The sequence below is a fragment of the Sphingobacterium sp. MYb388 genome, from assembly GCF_037479535.1.
Classification (GTDB): domain Bacteria; phylum Bacteroidota; class Bacteroidia; order Sphingobacteriales; family Sphingobacteriaceae; genus Sphingobacterium; species Sphingobacterium anhuiense.
Genome location: NZ_JBBGYV010000005.1, coordinates 126,561 through 151,078 on the forward strand (window position 1 = coordinate 126,561; position 24,518 = coordinate 151,078).

Below are 24,518 nucleotides of genomic sequence, written 5' to 3' on the forward strand. Positions count from 1 at the left end.
GTCTATTACAAAATAGACTGACATACTTTAAGCGACCTCTAGTGTTGCTTGAATTGTCTTCGTAATCGCATCCAATAATACTTCCTTATATGCCATGAAATGGATCTGACGATCTACTTCTTCAGATACTTTTAAAGCTGTCTTAGCTGTCTTTACAGCTTGCAGTTCATTTAAATAAAGATCGTTAAATGTTGCGGTATCTTTATTTTTTAGTATTCTTATCGTGTGTGAATATTGTTCAAATATATCCGTGATGACAGCTAAATTTGCACTATCAAAATGTTGAAGTTCATTTGTTTTTTCAGAAAGCTTCTCAAGCTTTTTTCTTTCTTTTGCGTAACCCATAATCCTGCGAAGTTACAGATTTTTCTACAGCTATTTGCAAATGATGTGGAATACTCTTAAGAGATGTCAGAGTGCTATGCTTTCAGTAAATCTTTACATATCTAAAGATTAGTCGTAATCTGAGGAAATTAAAAAGGTTTCAAATCTGATTAGCGACGCTTTTTGATTGAATGAAAGTTAATTTCATAACTGGTTACCATGTTTGAGGTCGTAAGGTTCTAGCAACCAAATACGGTTTATGTTTTGCAAGTTTTGCATGAAATGCGGCCAACCCATAGAGCAATCCACTTATACATACGCTTGTACCATCTTGTGCATAGAGACGTATTTCATGCCGGGTTTTGTCAAATTCTGCATCTTTGATTTCATCCCAATTGATTGTTTTAGCTTTTCCCCAAGCATTGATCACAGATATTTTATTTTCACCTATGTATACTTTATGATTGTGGTAATAATTTGTTATATAAAGGAATCCGTAAAATAAGCTAGCCATGAGAAGCGCTGAAAATAAAATTAAGAGCCAGGAGCTATCTTGTCCCATATCCCAATTGAAATAATAGCCTAAGCCTATAAAAAATACAAATATTAAACCTATGCAATAACCTAGTATGGCAAAGAGAATATGGTTTTTAAGTATTTTGACGCCATGCTGTGTATTTTCAAATGAATTTTCTTTTTTTCGTGCGCGAGCAAATGTCCAAATAGTGATGGATGGTAAAATCAGTGAAATAAGAATATCAGCTAACATAGTTTAATGATTTTTTTTATTTTAAAAGGACTTTTCAAAAAGATTGATGCGAATTTAACTTTCATTTTTGATGTTTCACAAAAAAACTATAATATGTTTTGTTATGCTGTTTTTCACAATTTAATTGACACGGACAGTACATCGTTTTACAACAAAGGAACGGTGACCAAAGTAAAGTATTTGTTAACTTTAGTGTTACAATAGCCTCTCCATCCATTTTTTTATCAGTTTAGCATGACTGTACTTAAAACCCTTGATTTTTCAAATTCAACTTGATATGCAAGTAAGGGTAATCTAGCATAATAAGGTCATTTTCTACTATTTAGCTCATTTATAATGAAGGGTCTTGTGTTGCGATTATTGCAATGAATATGGATTTTTGATTGCTGTTTTGCTAATGAATGTTAGTTAAATTTTAAATTGTTTTCGCAATTAATGGTTTTTATTAAAAATATTTTATTTATTTGTTTCTGCGTGTTCACTTGGAATCATGCACACTAACATACATTAACGAACTAAATTAAATGAAAAATTCTAAACTATTTCATGTTTTAGCCTTTTCTATGGTATTTGGATTTGGTGGTCTCAACCAATCGATCGCCAGTACGCTGTCTGAATATCAAAGCAACCAAGTTAAGATTTCTGGAGTTGTTAAAGATGCGACTGGTCCGATCTCAGGAGCATCTATTGCTGTAAAGGGCACATCGATCGCCACTTTTACGGATGCTTCAGGTCGATTTACTTTAGCGACTATTCCTGCAGGATCAAAAATTGTGATCAGCTATGTTGGCTATGCATCTAAAGAAATTGAATGGAAAGGGGAAAGTACCTTGAATGTGCAACTGGAGTCTACATCAAATGATCTGGATGAAGTTGTTGTGGTTGCTTACGGTACCGCTAAAAAATCAACCTTTACAGGATCTGCCTCGGTGGTGAAATCGGATCAGCTGGAGAAAATATCAGGATCGGGATTTGCAGAGGCATTGCAGGGGATGAGCCCAGGTGTTAATGTGGTGAATAATGAAGGTAACCCGGGCGGTGACACCCGTATTCAAATTCGTGGTATAAGTTCTATGTCGGGTAATTCTAATCCGCTATATGTGGTGGATGGCATGCCTTATGATGGACAACTGAATTCAATATCGCCTTCGGATATTGAATCGGTTACAGTATTGAAAGATGCTGCAGCATCATCATTGTACGGTTCGCGCGCAGCAAATGGTGTGGTCGTGGTGACAACTAAAAAGGGGAAAACAGCTAAACCGCAATTGAATTTTAGATCGGCATGGGGTACTTCGGACAATGCAGTCAAAAATCCGACAAAAGCTTCTCCGCAGGAACAATTACTGAATACTTGGGAAGCCATGTACAATGATCAGTTCTATAAATATAACTTAACATCGGACAAGGCCGGAGATTGGGCTTCGGACAATGTCTTGAGTAAACTGCTTAAGCAGGTGACCAATTCGAAAGGTGAACCTACATATGTTTCTCCTTTTCAGCATATCAATGAAGACTATGTGTTGCATGATGGTAAGGGTAATCCCTATATCAATCCAAACTTGAAAATGATCTGGAATGAAGAAGATTATGATGTGTATAAGGCTGTTTTTTCTAGAAAACTAAGACAGGATTATGGCATGGATGTGTCGGGAACTGCTGGTGATGGAAAGACAAACTATTTCCTTTCATCTTCGTACCTAGATGATAAAGGATATGCTTCCAATCAGTACTTTAAGCGTTATGGCTTCCGTGCGAATGTGACGACTCAAATCAACAAATGGTTACAGGTGGGTGGAAATGTTTCTTACAGTGGGTCTAGACAGAATGTTTCTGGTGCAGCACGTGCTTTAGTGTTTACGACATCGATGTATTCACCTTATTTACGTAATCGCGATAATACAGATTGGGTTTACTCCGAAAAAACAGGTAAACGCATGTACGATTATGGCGATTATGTTAATAATTTCTTTGGAGCCAATGTGTTACAGAATAATGGTGATTATTGGAATAATGACAATGATGAAGATTTTAATAATTTTATGCGTACGATGATGGCATCCCGTTTCTTTGCTCAGGTTACCTTGCCTTATAACTTGAGTTTCAAAACGAGCCTCAGTATTGACGATAACAGTTCTAAAAACTTTTTGTACGGATCTGCAGTTCATGGAGCAGGACAGCTCGCTCCTTATGGTGTAACGGTGCTTACTAATGGTGGAAATGCGACTCGCTCGAATACGAACACTAAATCAGTGACGTTTAACAATATCTTAAGCTGGAATCAGGATTTTGGTAATCATAATTTTTCTGCATTGGCCGGTCAGGAATCGTATACCAACAACAGTCTTTACGACTATGGTTATGGTGAAGGCATTATGCAATTGGGGCAATATGAACTAAGTTCGACAACAAAGAATTGGCAGGTTCAATCTAACAAAGATCGTTTTGCTCTACTATCTTACTTCGGAAAGTTAGATTACAATTATAGCGGTAAATACTATTTATCAGGTTCATTCCGTCGTGATGGATCTTCCCGTTTTCATCCGGATAACCGCTGGGGGAATTTCTTTTCCGCAGGACTTTCCTGGCAGATTGCTAAGGAAGATTTCTTAAAGGATGTGAGCTGGTTAGATAACTTATCCTTCCGCTCCAGTTATGGTACTACCGGTAATGATAAGTTAAGCCGTAGAGGAGATAATGGCGTTGGAGGTGGTGATATTTACTATGCCTATCAGGGTGTATATGAAGCAAGCGATCTATATGGTCAAGCGGGTTTAAAACCATCTGCATTTCCTACGCCTGCTTTGATCTGGGAGAAGAACAAGCAATTTAATGCTGCATTTGATTTTGGTATTCTGAAAAACATCTACGGTACCATTGAGTATTACTCCCGTACTGCTTCTGATTTGCTTTACTACAAAGAGTTTCCACTTTCTGCACAGGTCGGTAATGCGAATGGTTTGAATACAAACTTAGGTGATTTGAAAAATTCGGGTTTTGAATTCTCATTGGGTGCTGATGCGATCCGTAATGAAAACTTTAGATGGAAAATTGATGCGAATCTTTCGACGTTGAAGAATGAGATCACTTATTTGCCAGGAGGTGAATTTACGTACAACAACCGTGGTGCTGGTTATAAACTTTCGGAGGGATATTCCTTGTATGAATTTTATATGGTGAAAAATGCAGGTGTTAATCCTGAAACAGGAAACATGCGTTACTGGATACGTGATGGTGAAAACTGGAAAATGACGGAAAACTATGATAAGGATGTCACTTCGAATGATTATCAACGTATAGGGTCTGCTCTTCCTAAAGTGTATGGTTCTTTGACCAATGCGTTTAATTATAAAGGGTTGGATATGTCCTTCATGTTGTACTATTCGCTAGGTTCTAAAATGTTTGATTATGCTTATGTGGAGCGTACAGCAGTACGTGGTGGTGTTGGTGTAATCCAGGATCTAATAGAAGACCATTGGCGCAAACCTGGTGATCAGGCTTTATTACCTAAATTTTCGAATGATGACTATGCGAGTACCCGTAAAAATTCTGATTTCTATGTGTTTGATAACGATTACTTAAGACTTCGAAATGTTTCTCTAGGTTATACGCTGCCGACAGCTACAATGGCGAGACTGGGGCTGTCTAAAGTGCGTCTGTATGTTTCTGGAGACAACTTATTAACGTTTGGGTCGGCTAAGAATCGCTATTCTGATCCGGAGACGGCTTTATCTGGTAATAATTATAATGGTTCTGCAGATAAAGATAACGGAATCCAAGGTTCAAGAAGAGTGTATATGGCTGGTTTACAAGTGTCATTTTAAGAAAGAATAGAAAATGAAAAATATCGTTAAAAGTTTACAATATATTGCATTAGGAACTGTTGTTTTAATGCAAACAAGCTGTAAGGATTTCCTTGATGCTAATTCTTCAACAGCGACTTCAGAGAATGTTGTTTTATCAAGTGCTTCTCAATTGGAGCGTGTATTGACTGCTACTTATAGACAATTGTATTTCAATGATCAAGGAATGGATCGGGTATATGCTGGTTTACCCGGTTTGCAGATGTATGTTGATTTAGGGGGTGCTGATATTGTGAGTCACACCAATATGGGAGGCAATCAGGTAACAGCATATACTTATGAACCGCAAAAAACACAGACGACAGGTTTATCTAATGGAATTTGGACGATGATGTATAAAATCATCAATCAAACAAATATCATTATTGAAGCGTTGCCTGCCGCGCAGGGGGAAGAGACATTAAAAAACCAGATTATGGGTCAGGCAAAAGCGATTCGTGGTCTTTGCTATTTCCATCTGATTCAAAATTATCAGCAAACTTATATGTTGGCTAAGCAGAAACCAGGTGTTATTTTGCGTTTGAGTCCTAAGGAAAGTGAAAATTTACCTCGAGCTACTGTAGAACAGACTTATGCGCAAATCGTCAAAGATTTGACGGATGCAAAATCGTTATTAGCTAATTATACACAGCCTAATAAATGGACCATTGATAAGTATGTGGTTTCTGGTCAGTTGGCACGTGTGTATTCGGTGATGAACAATTGGCAAGGTGCTTATCAAGAGGCGAAAACTGCTTATACAAATTATAGTCAATTGATGACCAAGACACAGTATCAGTCTGGATTTGATGATGTGATTACAAACAACTATGCTGAGGTGATGTGGGCAGTTCCATTTACAACGACTAATAACCTAGGTGGAGGAACACAATTTAACTTCTGGTATAACCAGGATGAAAGCTATGGCGAGGGTTATACGGATGGGCCTATTTACTCATTTTTGGATTTCTTTGCTGATGGTCAATATGAAAAACTGTTTGAAAAAACGGAAGATCGTTACCAATTTTGGAAACGTACTAAAAATGCTTCTAAAGAATGGTCGACAAAATGGGCGTATAATAAGTACAAACATTATGGTGATGCAAATGGTGCTAAACAGGGAAATACGAGACCTGAGGTTTCTTTAATGCGTGGATCTGAGATGTTATTGATTATGGCTGAGGCTTCAGCTCAATTAAGTAATGGTGAGGGTTTGGGTTATTTAAATAGATTGCAAACGGCTCGTGGAGTTAAAGGCTTGACAGTTGCCGCTTCTGGAACTCCTTTGCTAGAGGCTATTTATGTGGAAAGACGCAAGGAACTGTTATGTGAGGGAGTTACTGGAATTTATGATTTATTGCGTTTGCAAAAACCACTTATCCGTATTCAGGAAACAGCAACTTATGTAGAGGGGCACTATACTTGGGGTGTGACGAACTTGAACGGTTATGTTGCAAGCAGTCCGGCACCAACGGGAACTTTTCCTTCTAATGACTACCGTATGCTCTGTCAAATACCACAATTGGAAATTGCCAATAATACGGCACTTTCAGAGGCTGATCAAAACCCTTATTCAGGAACAAACTAAGGTAGTCTGTATCCTGCAAAAAAAGTTTTACAGATACAAGCTATAAATATGAATGTAAAATGGCCGAGTGTAATTCACTCGGCCATTTTTATTTTTTTACTGATTAAAGACGTCTTATCCAGATATTGCGGAAGTCAACAAGATCGCCATGGTCTTGCAATACGATTGGTCCTGGACCGTGAACTAATGTTTTTGGTAATCCGATGTACTCCGTAGTTCCTTCGATCTGCGTATTGTATTGTACCACAACACCATTGTGTAAAACGGTTACGATGCCTTTTTTGATTAATACACCATCGGCATTAAATCGTGGAGCGGTATACAAGACGTCGTAAGTATGCCATTGTCCAGCTGGTTTGGTTGCTGTGACCAAGGGTGGCTGTTGTTTATAGATCGATCCTGCTTGTCCATTGACATAGGTTGGGTTATTATTGTTGTCTAAGACCTGTAATTCATATTGACCCTGCAAAAAGATACCGCTGTTTCCTCTTCCTTGTCCTTCACCTTTGATGACTTCCGGACTTTTCCATTCGACATGAAGCTGGAAATCTTCAAAGTTTTCTTTTGTCTGGATATTCCCTGTTTTTGGGGTGGACGTTAAAACGTTATTTTGTACTTTCCAGGGTGCCTGCTCTTTTACGTTATTGGAACTTACCCATTGATTAAGATTGGAGCCGTCAAAAAGAACGATCGCATCAGAAGGAGCTTTGTTCTCAGTAGTTGTCACCGTACGCAGTACTGGAGTATAAAACTCGGTATCCTGCGGTTGAAATTTCGTTTGGGCATAACTTAAAGAACCAATTAGGCTCATGCTGAGGACACAGCAAGATATATAAATTTTGTTCATTTTGTAATAGATTGATTTCACGTAAATATAAGTATTCAATGTTAAAATCTGACATGCTTTTATGTAAGACTATTGTGATTGAAGTTCAGAGTGATTGAAAATGATCATCGAAAAAGAGGGTATAACTCATGTTTTAAAGTCGGGACAAAAGGTTGTCCGCCAAAACTAACAAAATGATGCATTTAAGCGTTATAATTATAAAAGGAAACACTTTATCGTCACCTAGTTTTTCATTCAGTCATGATAGAGCCCTTCGAGGGTTTCATGTACATCAATAACTAAAAACATGGATACACTAAAGCAATATCACGAAAAACGTAATTTTAAAAGTACAGAAGAGCCTAAAGGTAAGTTAAAGATTAAACGTGATAAAAAATTGCGCTTTGTTGTACAAAGACATCATGCCAGCAGATTGCATTATGATTTTAGATTGGAAGTTGCCGGTGTACTAAAAAGTTGGGCTGTACCAAAGGGACCATCATTGTTTCCTGCCGATAAGCGATTGGCTGTTCAAGTTGAAGATCATCCCGTCGATTACGCAAATTTTGAAGGGACAATTCCGGAAGGTAATTATGGTGCTGGTACCGTAAGTGTTTTTGATAAAGGGTATTATGAGTCTTTAAATGGACAAGATGAAGATAGTTTTTTAAGTAATTTAGCGGATGGGTCTATTAAGTTTGTCCTACATGGAGATAAGCTCAAAGGAGAATTTGCTCTTGTCAGAATAAAAGGTGATCAAGAAGGTAAGTCGTGGTTACTCATTAAACATAAAGATGAATATGCAACCGAAGTATCCTATAATGCTGAAGATGCAGTTCCTGAAAAAATAAAAAAAGAAGGATTAGAATATAAAAAAGTAGGAGCAAAGAAGAAGTCAAAACGAATAGCTAAGCCATCGAATAATAGTGAACCAGAGCTGACTCAGCTGTCGCCAATGTTGGCCAAGCTAACCGATGCTATGCCCGAAGGGAATGATTGGTTATTTGAAAAGAAATTTGATGGTTTTCGCATTATTGCTGTAAAAGAGGATGAACATATTTTTCTTTATTCCCGAAATGGAAAAAATATGAATAAACTATTTCCTTCCATTGTGAAGGAGCTAATGGCTTTAAATAGGAATGTTTGGTTAGATGGGGAAGTGGTGATAGAAGATCGCACAGGTAAATCGTATTTTCAGATGTTGGCAACCGGCGAACCATTGGGTAGTTCCTATCAACTGCATTATTATATCTTTGATATTTTGAATTTGGATGAAAATGACTTAAGTCAATACCCTTTATCTGAGCGAAAAGAACTATTGACTTTGTTTTTTAAAGGATTCAAAGGTCAAATGATTGAGTTGGTTACCTCACTAAAAGGGACGCCTATGTCCATTTATCGTCAAGCGGAACGAAAGGGATGGGAAGGAGTCATTGCCAAAGATCTTACCAGTCTTTATCATGCTGGAAAACGAAGCAATCAATGGCTTAAGATTAAAATTCGTCAAAGCCAGGAAGCTGTTATTTGCGGTTTTACAAAACCGCAGGGAAACCGTTCTTCTTTTGGAGCTCTCGTTTTGGGGTGCTATGACAATTTGGAGTTAACCTATCTAGGTAACTGTGGTACTGGATTTAGTGATGAGTTGTTGGAAATATTAATGGATAAATTGAAAAGGCGTATAATAAGCAAGAAGCCGTTTCCTCAAGTATCTATTGCGAAGGAAAAAGAAGTGACTTGGGTGAAGCCGGATCTCGTCTGCGAAGTTTATTATTCAGAGTGGACAATGGACCATCATTTACGTCACCCTGTTTTCAAGGGATTACGTACAGATAAAAAAGTTAAGGAGATCGTCATGGAAGAGGTCAGAAATGAAAGGGTAAAAGAGAAGATAATTTCTATAAACCGCCATAGTGTAAAACTAACTAATCTTGATAAAATATATTGGCCAGATGAAGGATATGTGAAAGGTGAAATGCTTGAATATTATGAACAATATGGTGATTTACTATTGCCTTACTTAAAAGATAAGCCAATTTCACTTCATCGTTTTCCTAATGGAATAGGAGCTGATAGTTTTTTTCAAAAGGATGTCGATTTAAAACAAATTCCAGATTGGGTAAAGACCGTGCCCATATATGCTGAAAGTACGGATAAAAATATCGATTATATGGTGTGCAATAATAGAGCAACCTTATTATATATTGCGAATCTAGGGTCTATTGAAATAAATCCTTGGCTATCTACATATAAAAAGGTGGAAAATCCGGATTTTGCTGTATTGGATCTTGATCCAAATGGAGCAGATTTTGATTCGGTCATTGAAATAGCGCAGACCGCTCATCGAATTTTTCAACAAGTTGGAGTTGCAGATTATATTAAAACATCTGGTTCGACAGGATTACATATCTACTTGTATGTCAAACAACGGTATACTTATGAGGTTGTACGCGATTTTATCCAGCTCATCGGAGAAATGATTCATGAGGAGCATCCTGATACAACAAGCCTTATCCGGGATCCTAAGAAAAGAAAGGGTTTAATCTATCTTGATTTTTTACAAAATAGAAGAGGACAGACCATCGCAGCTCCATATTCTATACGTCCTAAACCTGGTGCTACTATCAGCACGCCTTTACATTGGGAGGAAGTAAAGAAAGGTTTGGACATCAGGCAATTTAATTTAAAAACTATAACGGAGCGATTGAAGAAAGTGGAGGATCCATGGAAAACCTTTTTCGACACACCTAGTAATATTAAAGAAGCTTTAGCAAACTTATAACAATTGTCAAAGCGCGAACACTTAATTGATGTTTTGAATATTTTCAGATTTATAAATACCAATTTTTGTCTTACTTTTAGTAAATTGTATAGAGAAGTAGACGATTTATTTGTTGAATAGCAATACCATAAAGAAATTTAACCATTTATGTGAAAAATTATGATCTTTCATTGGGGTTAAATACCCGCTCTTGCGTATAAATTCAATGGTTGAATACACATTTCTAATTGTTTGAAAATAGTGTTGATGATTTAACTTGTGGTTTAGGGGGTATTAATACTCTTTTTTTTGAAAAAATATTAAAGGATATAGCACAGCGATTGCTTTAATGTTATCAACAATGCATGAATATTAAAATGATCCATGCTAGATAAAATTAGATTAAGTGTTAACAAAAGATGTGCGCAAGTACAGCAATAAAAAACTATCCTTTATGACAAAGACAGAATTTAACACCCAAGTGATCGAGCAAACAAATGAGCTCAAAGTTTTTGCAAAGCGTTTTACAAATGATTATGACGAGGTCAATGATCTTTTGCAAGATACCATGTTAAAAGCAGTAAGCTATTTCCGTAATTTTCAAGAAGGATCTAATTTAAAAGCATGGCTTTATACCATCATGCGCAATACTTTTATTAATAATTATAGACGTACAACTAAAAGTCGTTCTTTTATTACAACAGAAGAAGAGATCAGTACTTCGCATTTGCAATATTCTTCGGTAAGAAATGGTGGAGAAGATAAATTTGTGATGGAAGATATTCAGAAAGCATTGGGAGAATTGGATGAAGGGTTCTACATACCTTTTACTATGCTGTACGAAGGATATAAATATAATGAAATTGCTGAACATCTTAACCTTCCTATTGGTACAGTGAAAACTCGTATCCATATTGCAAGAAAAAGACTAAAGGGAACTTTATCAACATATAAAAATTAAATAGGATTAATTTCCATTTTGTGAAAAGAAGGGCATTCCTTGGGTTTAGACCTTAGGAAGCCCTTCTTTTTTTGTTTTCAACTTTCCTGTTTGTATTTCTTATAATGGTATTTTCCTATTCCATAAAAGGAACATTTTTATGGATTTTGGGTTATTATATAGGAAGCAGGATATAAAAATTGTATATGAAGAATTTATTTAATGAAAAACATCGCTTGGGCTTAGGTGGCGTGGCTATAGGAACTGGTTTTGAAGTATTATCAGATAAGCAGTCATATGATATACTGCAAAAGGCATGGGATCTGGGTATTCGATACTATGATACGTCTCCCTGGTATGGTCTAACAAAAAGTGAAGCGCGATTTGGAGAATTTTTAAAAGATCAAGATCGGTCTGACTATATCCTCTCTTCAAAAATTGGTCGATTATTTGATCCAGTGATACCCGAAGCTGTTCCGCCTACCATGTGGAAGGCACCATTTCCATTTGATTTCGAACATGACTATACTGCAGATGGAACTAAGCGTTCGATTGATGATAGCTTACTGCGGATGGGCGTTGATCATCTGGATATTGTATTTGTACATGATCTGTCTGAAGATCAGGTTGGTGACCGCTATGACTATTACTTCAAACAAGCAGCAGATGGCGCATTTAAAGTATTATCGGACTACCGTGACCAAGGTATAATAAAAGGCTGGGGACTTGGTGTCAATAAAATTGAACCTATTTTGGACTGTCTTGCAGTAGCGGACCCTGATATCTGTCTGTCTGCCACTCAATATTCAATATTAGAACATGAAGATGCTGTCGACCGCCTTCTACCCGCTGTGCAAAAAAGTGGAGTAAAGCTCGTTTCTGGTGCTGGATATAATTCAGGATTTATTGCTGGGAGAAACCGATATAATTACAAATCTTTTATACCAAAGGGCATGATTGAAAAACGTGAGCGTATTGCACAAATAGGAGCTTCTCATGGTGTCGGAATTATCCCTATTGCCCTTCAATTTGTGCTTGCAAGTGAGGATTTCGTTTCAATCATACCTGGTGCAAGTACTACAGATCAAGTACGATCCAATGTTGAGGCTTTGAATACCGTAATTCCCCCTCAACTTTGGGCGGAATTAAAAAATGAAGGTTTAATTTATAACAATGCTCCTGTGCCACAAATTTAGTGTTACAGCGACATTGTGTTATAGATAAATTATAAAAAATGATTTCTAGGCGTTTAACAAAGTGATCAGGACTATGGAAAATAAAAAAAAAGGATTTATAAGTAAATACATAAACATATTTAAATCGACAGTATCGGGATTTATGAATGAAGATTGTCTTAAATACAGTGCCTCACTTTCGTATTACACTATATTTTCAATCGGTCCGATTCTCGTGCTTATTATTTCCCTTGCAGGGATCTTTTTTGGAGAGGATGCGATTCAAGGGAAAGTGTTTTCAGAAATGAGAGGTTTGGTTGGTCCAAGCGCCGCCAGACAAATTCAGGAAGTGATCAGCAATCTGAAACTATCAGGTAAATCAAATTTTGCATTGATTGCTAGTATTATCACCTTGGTAATTGGAGCTACGACTGTATTTGGAGATATTCAAAATTCCATTAATAGGATATGGCATGTTCGGGCAAAACCAAAACGAGGCTGGCTCAAGTTGATTACGGATCGATTGCTATCTTCCTCTCTAGTTGTTGGACTTGGATTTTTATTAATGGTCACATTGGTTGTCAATGGTATCATTCTAGCTTTTACAGATCGATTGCAGGTCTATTTCCCTGATATAACAGTTTTCTTTATGAATGCAGTTAATTTTGCATTAAGCTTTGGAATTATATTTATTTTATTCGGAATCATATTCAGAACATTGCCTGATGTTAAGATCGAGTGGAAGACTGTACGCACGGGAGCTCTTTTTACAGCCTTATTATTTATTATCGGTAGGTATGCCATTGGATTATATTTAGAATCTTCCGGAACTGAGTCAACCTATGGTGCTGCAGGTGCACTTGTATTAGTATTATTATGGGTATACTATACTGCTGCTATCTTGTATTTTGGTGCGGTCTACACACGTGAAAATGCCATTGCAAACGGTATACCGATTAAACCTGCTGACTATGCGGTTTATGTAGAAGAAAAGGAGCGTGAGCGTGTGGTGGAAGAAATTCCGGCCAAACCCGCTGATCAAGGTGTGTCTTAATATAATGTTGTCAGATGATTATCAGGATTTTATGCTGTTATTTCGATTTTCATGAATAGGAGGTGTATAAATTTTTTGATAATACTATTTCGAAAAGGTTAATATTAATGATAAGTTTGTTGTTATCATTGCTATTTTCTTTCCGATCTGTGGTAAAGATATCTGGCAGTTGAATTACTTTTCAATTAATAAATATAAATGATGATAAAGACATCTTTAATGGTATGTGTTATGATGATGGGAATTTCTGTATCGGCACAGCGGAAGGGTTATCTTCCGCAGGGAGAAAATCAAGAAAGATATAAAGAAATCAGTGGACGGTACGGGAGTAATGACGGCATCTGTCTTTTTGAAGATGGTACTTTTATGCTTTATGGCTATGCTACAGCAGTTTTTGGGCATTATGGTTTTGAAAAGGACTACTTACTTTTTTATACGGATAAACAAGATCTATTTGAGATCTATGCCCACCAAGATCCATCTCTAGGCGCGGGAACGAAAATGGCTTTTGTAGGTTTTGAAGATGGAAATACCTATGTCAAGTTTGATAAAGACAGTGTACAGCAAGTGTTTAATGACGATGCGAACTGCTTTAGTAGCCCATTTGTATATGAAAAAAATACTTTTCCGAGAAGTATTAGTTTATATGCCGCAGAAAATAGTCAGGACGATTCTCTAGCTTCATGGAATTATCAGAATGATAAAGGCTTTAATAATTTTGTGCTCGTACACAATAAAGCCCGACGAGAATATGAAGATTTTTCCGGAGCGTTATATAAGAATGAAGATAATCAATTGGTGATCCAGCTTTCTAATTATGGAGGGGAAGACGGTTATAAGAAACAGGAAAGTGATCATGAATGGAATGATATCATGATGATGAAAAATGAATATCTTACATCGTTTAAATCACGTGATTTTATGCTTGTTAATAAGCATTATGGCACTTTTGAAAGGGATCTTTCTACCTATCGTCTGGACAAATTTACTAACCAGTATATGCGGCAGGATGACTCGGATAATGATGCCTATTATGAAGATAATGTGTATCAGGATGATCGTATCTTGAGTCAGTTTCTTAAACAGAATCTTATGGATAGGGTTATGAAGGGACGAGAAGAATTAGTATTTTCCGATTCAACTATCTTTTTCAGTAGCTGTACTGAGATCGAAAAGTCATATCGTTATAAAGGAAAAGTATTGAAGAAGGTCGATGATGAAGAGCTGAAGGAGGTTGTGGCACCTCTTATCATGACATTGCCGGTCGAACAAACTAATACGGGGAATGAGAAAAATAGTAAAAAGATCCATAAATAATATAAACCTTCATAGACGATGTAATCTTTCTCTTTGTCCTAGATAGATCAATGTGTACATGGAATAATTTCTTTTTAATTGAGGCTATGCGCTAAAAAATTCAGGTTGTTGCTTATATACTTTGATACCATACATTGATGATATTTTGAAGTCAATTGATAATGAGTAAAAAAAATAATTCTATCAGTATTTCGAAAAAAAAGTTTGGAAAGAATAATAGTGCCATTTCATTAATTTTTGTCATTATGTTTTCTCTTTTAGGAGTCATTGGCATTATAATAGATTGGAAAAGTGGACTTTCCGGACTTGCTTTAGTAACTGTACTATATGTTGTTCATAGCTTCGTCAAGTTCAACTATTTTCTCTACTTTATTGGCTTGTCCTTTGTTGCTATATATCTGTTGAGTGAATGGCAGGATATTGAATTTTTACAGATCGTCCTTTCTTCGATTTTTCTAACTTTTTTATTTTTCATAAAATCGAGTTATCAAACTTATAAAGCACTTGATAGTTTTGAAATTTTCTATTTGGATAGCAGAGAGCTACATTGTTTATCAACGGAGAATGATGCAGATTATAAAGGCTATGCACTAGATCCTAGAAGTTATTTAAAGAAGTATGCTGCAGAAAAAATTAGCGCTATCTCTTTCAAAAGAAAAGATATGACCATTGCAATAGATGATCTATTGATACGACCTAGAGCGCTAACAACAATTGATCTAGAACAGATTTACGATTTTGTAAAAATTAATTATCCAAATCTTTTAAATAGAGACGAGTTTATTCAACAAAATCTAAGTAAAGAAAATCAATATTACATTCATAAGATTTATATTTTTAGTCCTATCCTCGTTTTGGCACTTGTTATCTATTTCTTCGGAGATAATGGTAAAGATCATATCCTAACGCTTTGCTGTTTAATATTAATGGTTATTCTGCCAGTTGTCATTAGTAAATTTTTAGCAAGAGTATGAAGTGTACTTTTTAGTATTAATATTTTCATAGCTAAATCATATACTAGTTTTTTCGTTTAAAATAATCGAACACGGATTGTAAGATCTCTTAAGCGAATTGTAAACCCATCACAATATTGTCGATGTTTAAGGTATTTTTGTAATAGTAACAATTGAACATCATCGAGATTGCTAATGGTGTCATTTTCAAATTATATAAATGAACTATTTATTATTATTTTTCTTTACGATTTTATCTGCCTGTACCAATAATACGATACAAAAGCAGGACATGCGAAAATCTAAAATAGTGCAATTGCCAGGACATTATAATGTGCAGGATAATGCATGGGAAAACAGCGATCCCAATTATGATGCTTATTCTTCATTTGGAGAAGATCTTTATGCCACATTCAGTAAGTTGGATAAAGATGGAAATAGTTTGGGTCTGGGTCTTATTGATAAGAGTGGGAAAGTTATTATACAGCCTATTTACAGCAGTGTAACGATGCGCATTAGGACGGAAAATGATTTTTTCGTCGTTAGTGATTCCCTTAATAATTATGGTATAGTCAATAGCGAGGGTGTTGAAATTGTAAACCCTCAATTTGATGATATCTATTTTGGGAATAATGCGGCCGATTCGATGGATACAAAATTTGGATTGATAAAAGTCAGTAAAAATGATAAGAAGGGCTACATCAATGCCGCTGGTCAAATTATTGTTCCGGTAAAATATGATGATTTATTTATGATGGGCAAGAATGGCTTGATCATGTTTCAAGTTTTGATTCCTATAGGTAACGGTAACAATACCGCTAAATGGGGAATTATGGATTTTAATCAAAAAATAATTAGCCCACCTCGTTTTTCTTATCCAAGTCGTTTTGAAAATGGTAGCGTAACACTTGTATCAGAAGGTATAGAATATGATGTAAATGAAAATGGAATAATTAAAAAAAAATAATGAACACTTTTTTTTAAGCCTTATTATGTATCATAATAACGTTGCGAAAATCTGCTTATTAAAGCTATTGAAAAATGAAAGATTTTTTTAAAAATAAAATAACGATCTTTTTTACGTTAAGTGCATTATCGATTTTGATCGGAATTTTAATTGCGATTGTATTAGCTACGGGGGTTTCTGCTCCAGATAAGTTAGCCGCGATGTACATTTTTTTTGGACTGATTCCTGTTTTGCTCATCATTGTGATTGACAGAATCTGCGTTTGGAAATTTGGAACAAGAAAAGTAAATAAAATTCAGCTTTATATCCTGATCTGTTTTATTGGTCTGTTTGTAATCAATTGGATAAGACTACGATTGCAGGTGTAAAAACCTCAGTAATATAAATAATTAAAACATAAGATAAATTTAAATGAAAAGTAACAAAACCAAAATGATTCTTTTAGGAACAGTAGCTGTATTAATCGTATTGCTTATTGCTAGTAATTTTATATATATCACGCCAAATGAAACATTGCTCTATAAAGCGCAGCAATATGTAACCTATTCAAAAGCTGATTGGGAAAATTATGAAGAAAATAAAAGAATATTAGCAAATAATCCAACAGACGGTAATATTCAAACTGAGGTAGCTGCGGTAGTTTCTCCTGATGATATTTACTCGTTAGATACGAGCCGTGTGGCACCTGAAGTTGTTGCAAGTGAACTTGAAAAGATTAAAAAAGCAAATTTTGATCGTCTTGTTGAAGCTAAAATTAGACCTGATCATGAAGATGCACAGGCTGCGTTGATCCGCCATACTGATGGCCGATTAACGGACGTCATTATTAATCAAAAGATCAATATAAAAGTTGGTAAGTGTTACGATAACCCAAATACAGATGGCAATTACAATTGTGTAAGCTGTATGATTTTGTTATATAATAGAGATAAGAAAGATTGGCAGGAAGCACCTGATGGAGATAATTTTCTTAAGCCCGCGTATGATTTTTATCAGCCGTCAAAAGGCGATATTTGGGAAGCTAAAGATCTGACGATGCGTATTCCATTTGATTATGATCTGTACAAAAAGTTTGAAGGTAAAGAATAAATTTTTGAGCTCAATAATTGGAATGTAGTGCCATGATAGTCATGGCACTACGTGTCGTGATTGTCCACTTCATTTGGATTTGGCGGAAGCGGATTCGTGTCTTTTTTTGGTGGTGTACCGGTATTGCTTTTCACTTTGTTCTGAGATAAATCATTAGATTTCTCTTTGGGAATTTTTGCTATTGTTTTTAGAGCTTTATTTTTCATATAAACAAATCATTGTGGTAGTTTCATTATGAAGATAGTCTTTTATTGCTGTGAAATATGTTCGTAATGTTGTTTTGCTGAACAGTGTCATTGAAACAAATTGTTGAAGTTTTCGATGCTGTGCATAGCTCATTCAGTAACTGAAATTGTTTCTTTCCTACATTTGCCCAAGACATTTGTTTTCCATATTCTAAAGCATTGTTTCTGTAATAGTGCATTTTCTCAGGTTGATCTAAAAGATCATTGACAACTGACGAAAGTGCATGTGCGTCATTAAAAGGAAAGAATAACCCACGGTCATCTGCTAAGAGGTCTTTAGCATACCAATATGGAGTTGAAATACAGGCCGCTCCAGCGCCCAGTGCAAATGACAGTGTTCCACTGCTGATTTGGTTTTCATTTGGGTAAGGAGTGACATAAATATCGCAAGCGCTCAAATATTCCTTTAATAGTTTTTCGGATGCAAATTGATTGACAAATTGCACTTTATGACCAATATTACGGGCCATGACCATATCCATCAAATCATGTCTGTACGCGTCACCTTCATGCTTTAAAACATTTGGATGTGTTGAACCTAATATAATATAAACGAAGTCGTCATTCTCAATTTCAGAAACTGCCTGAATCGCTGTTTCAAAACCTTTGCTTTTACCTAAAAAGCCGAAACTGAGCATGACTTTTTTATTTTGAAATCCTAATTTTCTCTTCGCCATCTCTTGGTCGCAATCGAAGTTTGGAACACCGTGTGGTATTAGACTTACCTGACTACGATCAATTTGATATATTGTCTCTAGCATATTGATGGCACGACTCGTCATAACCGTGATTTTACTGCTATACTGCGCTAGTTCACGGAGAATACGGTATTCATTATGATGCGGATGTTCCAGCACGGTATGTAAGTTGGTAAGAATGGGTACATTTAAGTGTTGAAGTAAGTCAATAATGTAGCTCCCTGTTTCTCCGCCAAATATTCCGTACTCGTGTTGGATGATACAGGCATCAAATGCATTGTTGATGACATCGGCAGCCTGAATATAACTATCTAAATTTTCTTTCTCTACGATATAAGTTACTTCTTCAGGAAACACATATTCCGAACCATCAGATACCGCAAATATGTGATGATCATTCGCTAAAGATCGTGGCAGGGAGTGATATAGATCATGTGAAAACGTTGCAATTCCGCACTGCCTAGGTGGGTAAGTTCCAATAATAGCTATTTTCATTTTTTAGTATAAATTAAATCCACAAGAATTATTGAATGATATGGAATATTTCTGTACATTCTTCTTGTATTAAGAACAGGGTAAACGCTGTTAAGTTCAATTCGAATCGAATCCGATGATGTAAACAGGCATTTATTCTTATAAACAGGTATAAATTACTGTTATCACCGAGGTTGTCTCTTTATTTGTCAGTAACTCATAGAATTATCGTTTAAATAATTCCTTTTTATTGTTCATAATTGGAAAATATCGCTTTTTGCAAAGTAATATTTTTGGACCAATATAGTTTGCTTTGTGTCTAGGTGTCATTATTAAAAAATAAAATCCTATTTTTAGACTTTATCATTCGAATACCTGTGTTTACACGATTGTTGTTTACAGACGAATTGAACTAAACTGCTATGATTTTAATTGTTGACGATCAAGAAGCGAATATTTATTCACTTAAGAAATTACTCGAATCTCAAAATTTTTCAGTTGATACTGCGCTATCTGGAGAAGAGGCACTAAAAAAGGTTTTAAAGAATAATTATGCATTGATTATCTTGGATGTTCAGATGCCTGGAATTGATGGTTTTGAAGTTGCAGAAACGTTATCCGGTTTTAATAAAACTAAAGATGTTCCGATTATTTTTTTGTCGGCAGTCAATAAAGATAAAAAGTTTATTACTAAAGGTTATGCATCAGGTGGAATAGATTATGTTACGAAGCCTATTGATCCAGATATTTTAATGCTGAAAGTGAAGACTTTCTCTCGTTTATATGAACAGACGGTAGCTTTAAATGATATGCAACAGGTGCTTCGATTGGAAATTGAAGAACGGAAAAAAGCGCAGCAGGAGTTAAAGGAACAAGTAGAAAATTTGCATTCGACATTAGAGTCGCTACCACAGTTGGCATTTACGGCAAATGGAGATGGTGAAATAGAATTTGTGAACAGTAAATGGCTATCCTATGCAACATCAAATAAATTTCCTACAACGCATGCTGATGATCCGGATATACATGTATCTTGGGCAGAAGCATTAATTGCTGAAACACCAATCGAACTCGAGGTTCGTATAAAAGAATTAAAAGACGAGCTTTTCAGATTTCATTTGTTGCGGATTATTCCGATTAAAGAAAAGAATAATCAGGTTAAGTGGGTCGGTACCTTTACAGATATTGACGATCAAAAACAGATGGAAAAGAAAAAGGATGAGTTTTTGAGTATAGCCAGTCATGAATTAAAGACCCCATTAACCAGCATTAAGGCATATGCCCAGTTATTGGAACGAACAATTAATACTGCTAAAGACGTCACCGCAGTCAAGTACATCAATAGGGTACAAAGCCAAGTAACCAAACTTAGCGGACTTATTACAGACTTGTTGGACATCTCAAAAATTGAAAACGGGAAATTGAAGATTACAAAAAAGAATTTTGATTTTGAAAACTTACTAACCAATGCTATTGATATTATTTATCAAACCCATGAAAATAATTCCGTTACTATTGAGAGGGAAGGTGATCGAATAGAAGAGCTCTTTTTAGGTGATGAAGTTCGGATTGAACAGGTCTTGATCAATTACTTGACAAATGCCATTAAATATGCGCCTAATACAGATCGAATCATTGTACGTACAGAAAAGGAGGATGATCAATTAATCGTTAGTGTAAAGGACTATGGTATCGGTATTCCTGAACATAAGCAAAAGAATATATTTGGTAAATTTTATCGGGTAGAAGAATCTTCGGTGCGATTTCAGGGACTTGGTATAGGCCTTTATATCTGTTCGGAGATCATAAAACAACATAATGGTACGGTAGGTATCCAAAGTGAATTGGGCCAGGGATCTACTTTTTATTTTACTCTACCTTTAAATTAGTAAGAAAATGTCTAAACCATTTTTAAGAAATTTACAGATTGGCTTTGGTTTTTCCTTGGTTCTGTTATTGGCAAGTTCTACTGCATCTTATATAAGTATTAAAGAGCAGATCAATAACCGTACAAAAGTTGATCATAGTCGGCGCGTCATCGCATCAGCAAATAAAATATTAAATGATTTGCAAAATGCAGAAACTGGTCAACGGGGGTTTCATCTCACCGGTAAGGAAGCTTTTTTAGAGCCGTATATTAATAGTCAAAAATCTTTACCTCAAGCGCTAATCTTGACAAAAGAACTTGTGACTGATAACCCTGAACAAAGTCAAGTAGCGGACAGTCTATCTTCATTAGTGACTTCAAGACTTGGGATTTTAGCTAATCTCATTACAATAAAACGACAAGGGGGAGAGGTCTCTTTATCACAATTGGAAGAGGGTAAACAATATATGGATAGTTGCCGTGCTATCATTGCCCGGTTTATTGATGTTGAAGAGGTTCTCCTGAATAAAAGGTCTGATGAGCTCAATAAATCCTCTTTTTATACCTCTATTTTTGTCGTTATTGCGGCTATTGTTTCGTTGTTGATAACTATAGTTTTTTATTTACGTATTCGAGAAGATTTTATTAAGCGAGAAGAGTTACAAAAGTCTTTGACAAATAAAGATGAAGAAATCAGCAGGAGATTAAAAGTTACGCAACGTATAGCAAATCAAATAGCTAGCGGTGATTATACGGTCAATGTGAATGATACGGAACAAGATGATTTAGGAAGTTTGGGAGGCTCTTTGAATCAAATGGCTGATGCTTTAAAACGATCATTTGATGACTTAAATAATAATGAATGGAGACAAACAGGTCTGGCTCAGCTAAATGAAACTCTTGTTGGAAATAAAACAGAACAAATCTTAATAGCCGATGCTTTAAACCAGCTAATTAGCTATGGAAATTGTACCAATGGTGCTTTTTACCTTTGGGATCAAGATCGTATTGTGCTTAAAAATGCATATGGTTTAGAAGACCGTATGGTAAAGTCCCTATCGCCAGGAGAAGGTATGATTGGTCAGGTTTTTAAGGAAGGAAAAGTTAAACGATTTGAAAATCTATCGAACAGTGATTATGTCGTGAGTTTTGCCAGCGGTCAATTTCGTATCGATAATGTGCTTTTATTGCCTGTTTTTGCGGATTATCATTGTATAGGTGTTATTGAATTGGGATCGATCAATGCTGTAGAAAATGTAAAACTACCTTATTTCATTGAAGCAACCCGCAATATAGGGATTGCGATAGCTGCAGCGAAAAGCCGTGATCAGGTACAGCAACTTCTGGAAGAAACGCAAACGCAAACGGAAGAACTGCAGGCACAACATGCTGAATTGGAAAATTTAAACACGGAGCTCGAGGCGCAGACTCAAAAATTACAATCATCTGAAGAAGAATTGAGAGTCCAGCAGGAAGAACTTGTACAGTCCAATCACGAATTGGAGGAACGGTCAAAATCTCTTGAAGAAAAAAACCATCTTATCGCCGAGCGTAATCTAGAGATACAGCGGAAAGCTGAAGAGCTAGCGCTGAGCACAAAATATAAATCGGAATTTTTGGCGAATATGTCACATGAACTTAGAACTCCGCTTAATTCTATCCTTCTCTTATCACGATTGATGTCAGAGGATACGGACGGTAATTTGAATGAAGATCAAATTGAATCAGCAAAAGTTATTCAGAGTTCAGGAACAAGTTTATTAAGTTTAATAGATGAAATCTTAGATCTTTCTAAGATCGAATCTGGTAAAATGGAACTTGACTATCAAGATGTGAAATTACAAGATATAACGCATGATTTGCAGAATCTGTTTTTACCATTAATCAAGGAAAAATCACTTTCTTTTGATGTGTCTATTGATTCGAATATTTCTGATACGATAGAGACCGATCGTTTAAGATTAGATCAGGTTTTAAGAAATCTGTTATCAAATGCTGTTAAATTTACGTCGGAGGGTAAGATAAGTTTATCAATTTCTGAAGATAAAGATCATCCCGAGAATTTAATTTTTGAGGTTAGGGATACTGGAATTGGCATAGCTGAAGACAAGCAGAAAATTATCTTTGAAGCCTTTCAGCAAGCAGATGGGTCAACACGGAGAAAATTTGGCGGTACTGGACTAGGACTTTCTATCAGCCGGGAAATAGCGCGCCTCCTTGGTGGTAAGATTTTATTGACTAGTAAAGAAGGAGAGGGTAGTGTCTTCAAACTATTTATTCCGAAAAGCAAAACTTCTGACGTAATAAAACCATCGTCTGAGCGATTGATCGATATCATTGCTTCTGATATAGATGAAATGAAGAGTATCGTTGGTGAAGCAGTTTCTCCTAATATAGTTTATACTATTCCTGAAGAAGTCGAAGATGATCGCGATCATATTGTAAAAGGTGATAAAGTTATTCTTATTGTGGAGGATGATACTGCATTTGCGAAGGCTTTGCTCAAATATACACGTAAACAGAATTATAAAGGGGTAGTTGTGGTAAGAGGAGATATTGCTGCAGAATTTGCTGCTCGCTATTTGCCCTTAGCTATTTTGTTGGATATTCAGTTGCCTATAAAAGATGGCTGGCAGGTTATGGATGAAATAAAAAGCAATCCACTTACTAGACACATACCTGTTCATATCATGTCTTCACTTCAGGTCAAAAAAGAGAGTCTACTCAAAGGTGCTATAGATTTTATTAATAAACCTGTTGCCGTTGAGCAGATCGGGATCATGTTTAAAAAAATAGAGGATGCGCTAACGCGTTACCCAAGAAAGGTTCTGATTGTTGAAGAGAATCCTAAACATGCTTCAGCACTTTCTTATTTTTTGAGCAATTTTAATATTACTGCCGAAATTAAGACAAATGTTGATGAAAGTGTTCAAGCATTAAGTTCGGATGGCGCCAATTGTGTGATTTTGGATATGGGGGTGCCTGATAAGATTGGTTATGAAACTTTAGAAGCAATCAAAAATAATAAGGGTTTGGAAAATCTTCCTATTATTATTTTTACAGGAAAAAATCTGTCGCATGCAGAGGAGGTCAAAATTAAACAATACGCAGATTCTATTGTTATTAAAACGGCCCATTCTTACCAGCGAATTTTAGATGAGGTAGGACTTTTTCTTCACTTAGTTGAAGAAAATTCTGCTGACGTACAGAAAAGAAAAGTGAATAAGCTAGGTTCTCTGAGTGAAGTGTTAACAGGAAAGAAGGTTTTGATCGCAGATGATGATGTAAGGAACATATTTTCATTGTCAAAAGCATTAGAAAAGTACCAGATGAATGTTATATCAGCTACAAATGGGAAGGAAGCTTTGGTACAGCTAGAAAATAATCCGGATGTATCTATCGTTCTGATGGACATGATGATGCCAGAAATGGATGGTTATGAGACGATCAGGCTAATGCGAAAAAATCCGAAATATTCAAAATTACCAATCATGGCTGTTACGGCAAAAGCAATGACTGGTGATCGGGAAAAGTGTATTGTAGCAGGTGCTTCTGATTATATATCTAAGCCGGTTGATACTGACCAACTGTTATCTTTACTCCGCGTATGGTTATATGATAATTAAGAGCAT

The 24,518-nt window shown here is 35.9% G+C and carries 18 protein-coding genes; 13 read left to right on the forward strand and 5 right to left on the reverse strand.

What is annotated here, in order from left to right:
* Positions 1–27 precede the first annotated feature (27 nt).
* Together WH188_RS16930 and WH188_RS16935 are read right to left on the reverse strand one after the other, a co-directional pair.
* Entirely contained in the window at positions 28–345 is a 318-nt protein-coding gene (locus tag WH188_RS16930; RefSeq protein WP_132842363.1) for a hypothetical protein, read from the reverse strand.
* A gap of 193 nt (positions 346–538) precedes the next feature.
* A complete protein-coding gene (locus WH188_RS16935; protein WP_168126929.1) occupies positions 539–1,093 on the reverse strand; it encodes a hypothetical protein in 555 nt (184 codons plus the stop codon).
* 524 nt (positions 1,094–1,617) lie between these two features.
* Between WH188_RS16935 and WH188_RS16940 the strand changes: the two genes are divergently transcribed.
* Both WH188_RS16940 and WH188_RS16945 read left to right on the forward strand, forming a co-directional pair.
* Positions 1,618–4,917, forward strand: coding sequence for a SusC/RagA family TonB-linked outer membrane protein (locus WH188_RS16940; RefSeq protein WP_168126928.1), 3,300 nt, complete (start codon positions 1,618–1,620; stop codon positions 4,915–4,917).
* A 13-nt stretch (positions 4,918–4,930) separates the two neighbouring features.
* Positions 4,931–6,523: a RagB/SusD family nutrient uptake outer membrane protein gene (locus WH188_RS16945; protein WP_132773801.1), complete on the forward strand. Its 1,593-nt coding sequence runs from the start codon at positions 4,931–4,933 to the stop codon at positions 6,521–6,523.
* Between the two features lie 103 nt (positions 6,524–6,626).
* Here WH188_RS16945 and WH188_RS16950 read toward each other — a convergent pair whose 3' ends face one another.
* Entirely contained in the window at positions 6,627–7,370 is a 744-nt protein-coding gene (locus tag WH188_RS16950) for a 3-keto-disaccharide hydrolase (protein WP_132773803.1), read from the reverse strand.
* Between the two features lie 286 nt (positions 7,371–7,656).
* Between WH188_RS16950 and ligD the strand changes: the two genes are divergently transcribed.
* From ligD to WH188_RS16995, 9 genes are all read left to right on the forward strand, one after another.
* Positions 7,657–10,128: a DNA ligase D gene (ligD, locus tag WH188_RS16955; protein WP_168126927.1), complete on the forward strand. Its 2,472-nt coding sequence runs from the start codon at positions 7,657–7,659 to the stop codon at positions 10,126–10,128.
* A 433-nt stretch (positions 10,129–10,561) separates the two neighbouring features.
* On the forward strand, positions 10,562–11,068 hold the full coding sequence (locus WH188_RS16960) for an RNA polymerase sigma factor (RefSeq protein WP_168126926.1): 507 nt from the start codon (positions 10,562–10,564) through the stop codon (positions 11,066–11,068).
* Between the two features lie 185 nt (positions 11,069–11,253).
* Positions 11,254–12,243: an aldo/keto reductase gene (locus WH188_RS16965; RefSeq protein ID WP_168126925.1), complete on the forward strand. Its 990-nt coding sequence runs from the start codon at positions 11,254–11,256 to the stop codon at positions 12,241–12,243.
* Positions 12,244–12,316: 73 nt separating this feature from the next.
* Entirely contained in the window at positions 12,317–13,276 is a 960-nt protein-coding gene (locus WH188_RS16970; RefSeq protein ID WP_339424434.1) for a YihY/virulence factor BrkB family protein, read from the forward strand.
* Positions 13,277–13,474: 198 nt separating this feature from the next.
* Positions 13,475–14,593 (forward strand): hypothetical protein, encoded by a 1,119-nt coding sequence (locus WH188_RS16975; RefSeq protein WP_168126923.1) that lies wholly within the window; start codon positions 13,475–13,477, stop codon positions 14,591–14,593.
* A gap of 161 nt (positions 14,594–14,754) precedes the next feature.
* Positions 14,755–15,567 (forward strand): hypothetical protein, encoded by an 813-nt coding sequence (locus WH188_RS16980; RefSeq protein ID WP_168126922.1) that lies wholly within the window; start codon positions 14,755–14,757, stop codon positions 15,565–15,567.
* 199 nt (positions 15,568–15,766) lie between these two features.
* Positions 15,767–16,513, forward strand: a complete 747-nt coding sequence (locus WH188_RS16985; RefSeq protein ID WP_168126921.1) for a WG repeat-containing protein — start codon at positions 15,767–15,769, stop codon at positions 16,511–16,513.
* Positions 16,514–16,587: 74 nt separating this feature from the next.
* A complete protein-coding gene (locus WH188_RS16990) occupies positions 16,588–16,881 on the forward strand; it encodes a hypothetical protein (protein WP_021189955.1) in 294 nt (97 codons plus the stop codon).
* Between the two features lie 43 nt (positions 16,882–16,924).
* Positions 16,925–17,602 (forward strand): hypothetical protein, encoded by a 678-nt coding sequence (locus WH188_RS16995; RefSeq protein WP_168126920.1) that lies wholly within the window; start codon positions 16,925–16,927, stop codon positions 17,600–17,602.
* A 47-nt stretch (positions 17,603–17,649) separates the two neighbouring features.
* Here WH188_RS16995 and WH188_RS17000 read toward each other — a convergent pair whose 3' ends face one another.
* Positions 17,650–17,808: a hypothetical protein gene (locus tag WH188_RS17000; protein ID WP_165902415.1), complete on the reverse strand. Its 159-nt coding sequence runs from the start codon at positions 17,806–17,808 to the stop codon at positions 17,650–17,652.
* A 26-nt stretch (positions 17,809–17,834) separates the two neighbouring features.
* Positions 17,835–19,040 carry a glycosyltransferase family 4 protein gene (locus WH188_RS17005; RefSeq protein ID WP_132773821.1) on the reverse strand — a complete coding sequence of 402 codons (1,206 nt, stop codon included), beginning with the start codon at positions 19,038–19,040 and terminating at the stop codon, positions 17,835–17,837.
* A 401-nt stretch (positions 19,041–19,441) separates the two neighbouring features.
* Between WH188_RS17005 and WH188_RS17010 the strand changes: the two genes are divergently transcribed.
* Positions 19,442–20,908 carry an ATP-binding response regulator gene (locus tag WH188_RS17010; protein ID WP_132773823.1) on the forward strand — a complete coding sequence of 489 codons (1,467 nt, stop codon included), beginning with the start codon at positions 19,442–19,444 and terminating at the stop codon, positions 20,906–20,908.
* A gap of 7 nt (positions 20,909–20,915) precedes the next feature.
* On the forward strand, positions 20,916–24,512 hold the full coding sequence (locus tag WH188_RS17015) for a response regulator (RefSeq protein WP_168126919.1): 3,597 nt from the start codon (positions 20,916–20,918) through the stop codon (positions 24,510–24,512).
* Positions 24,513–24,518: the final 6 nt, after the last annotated feature.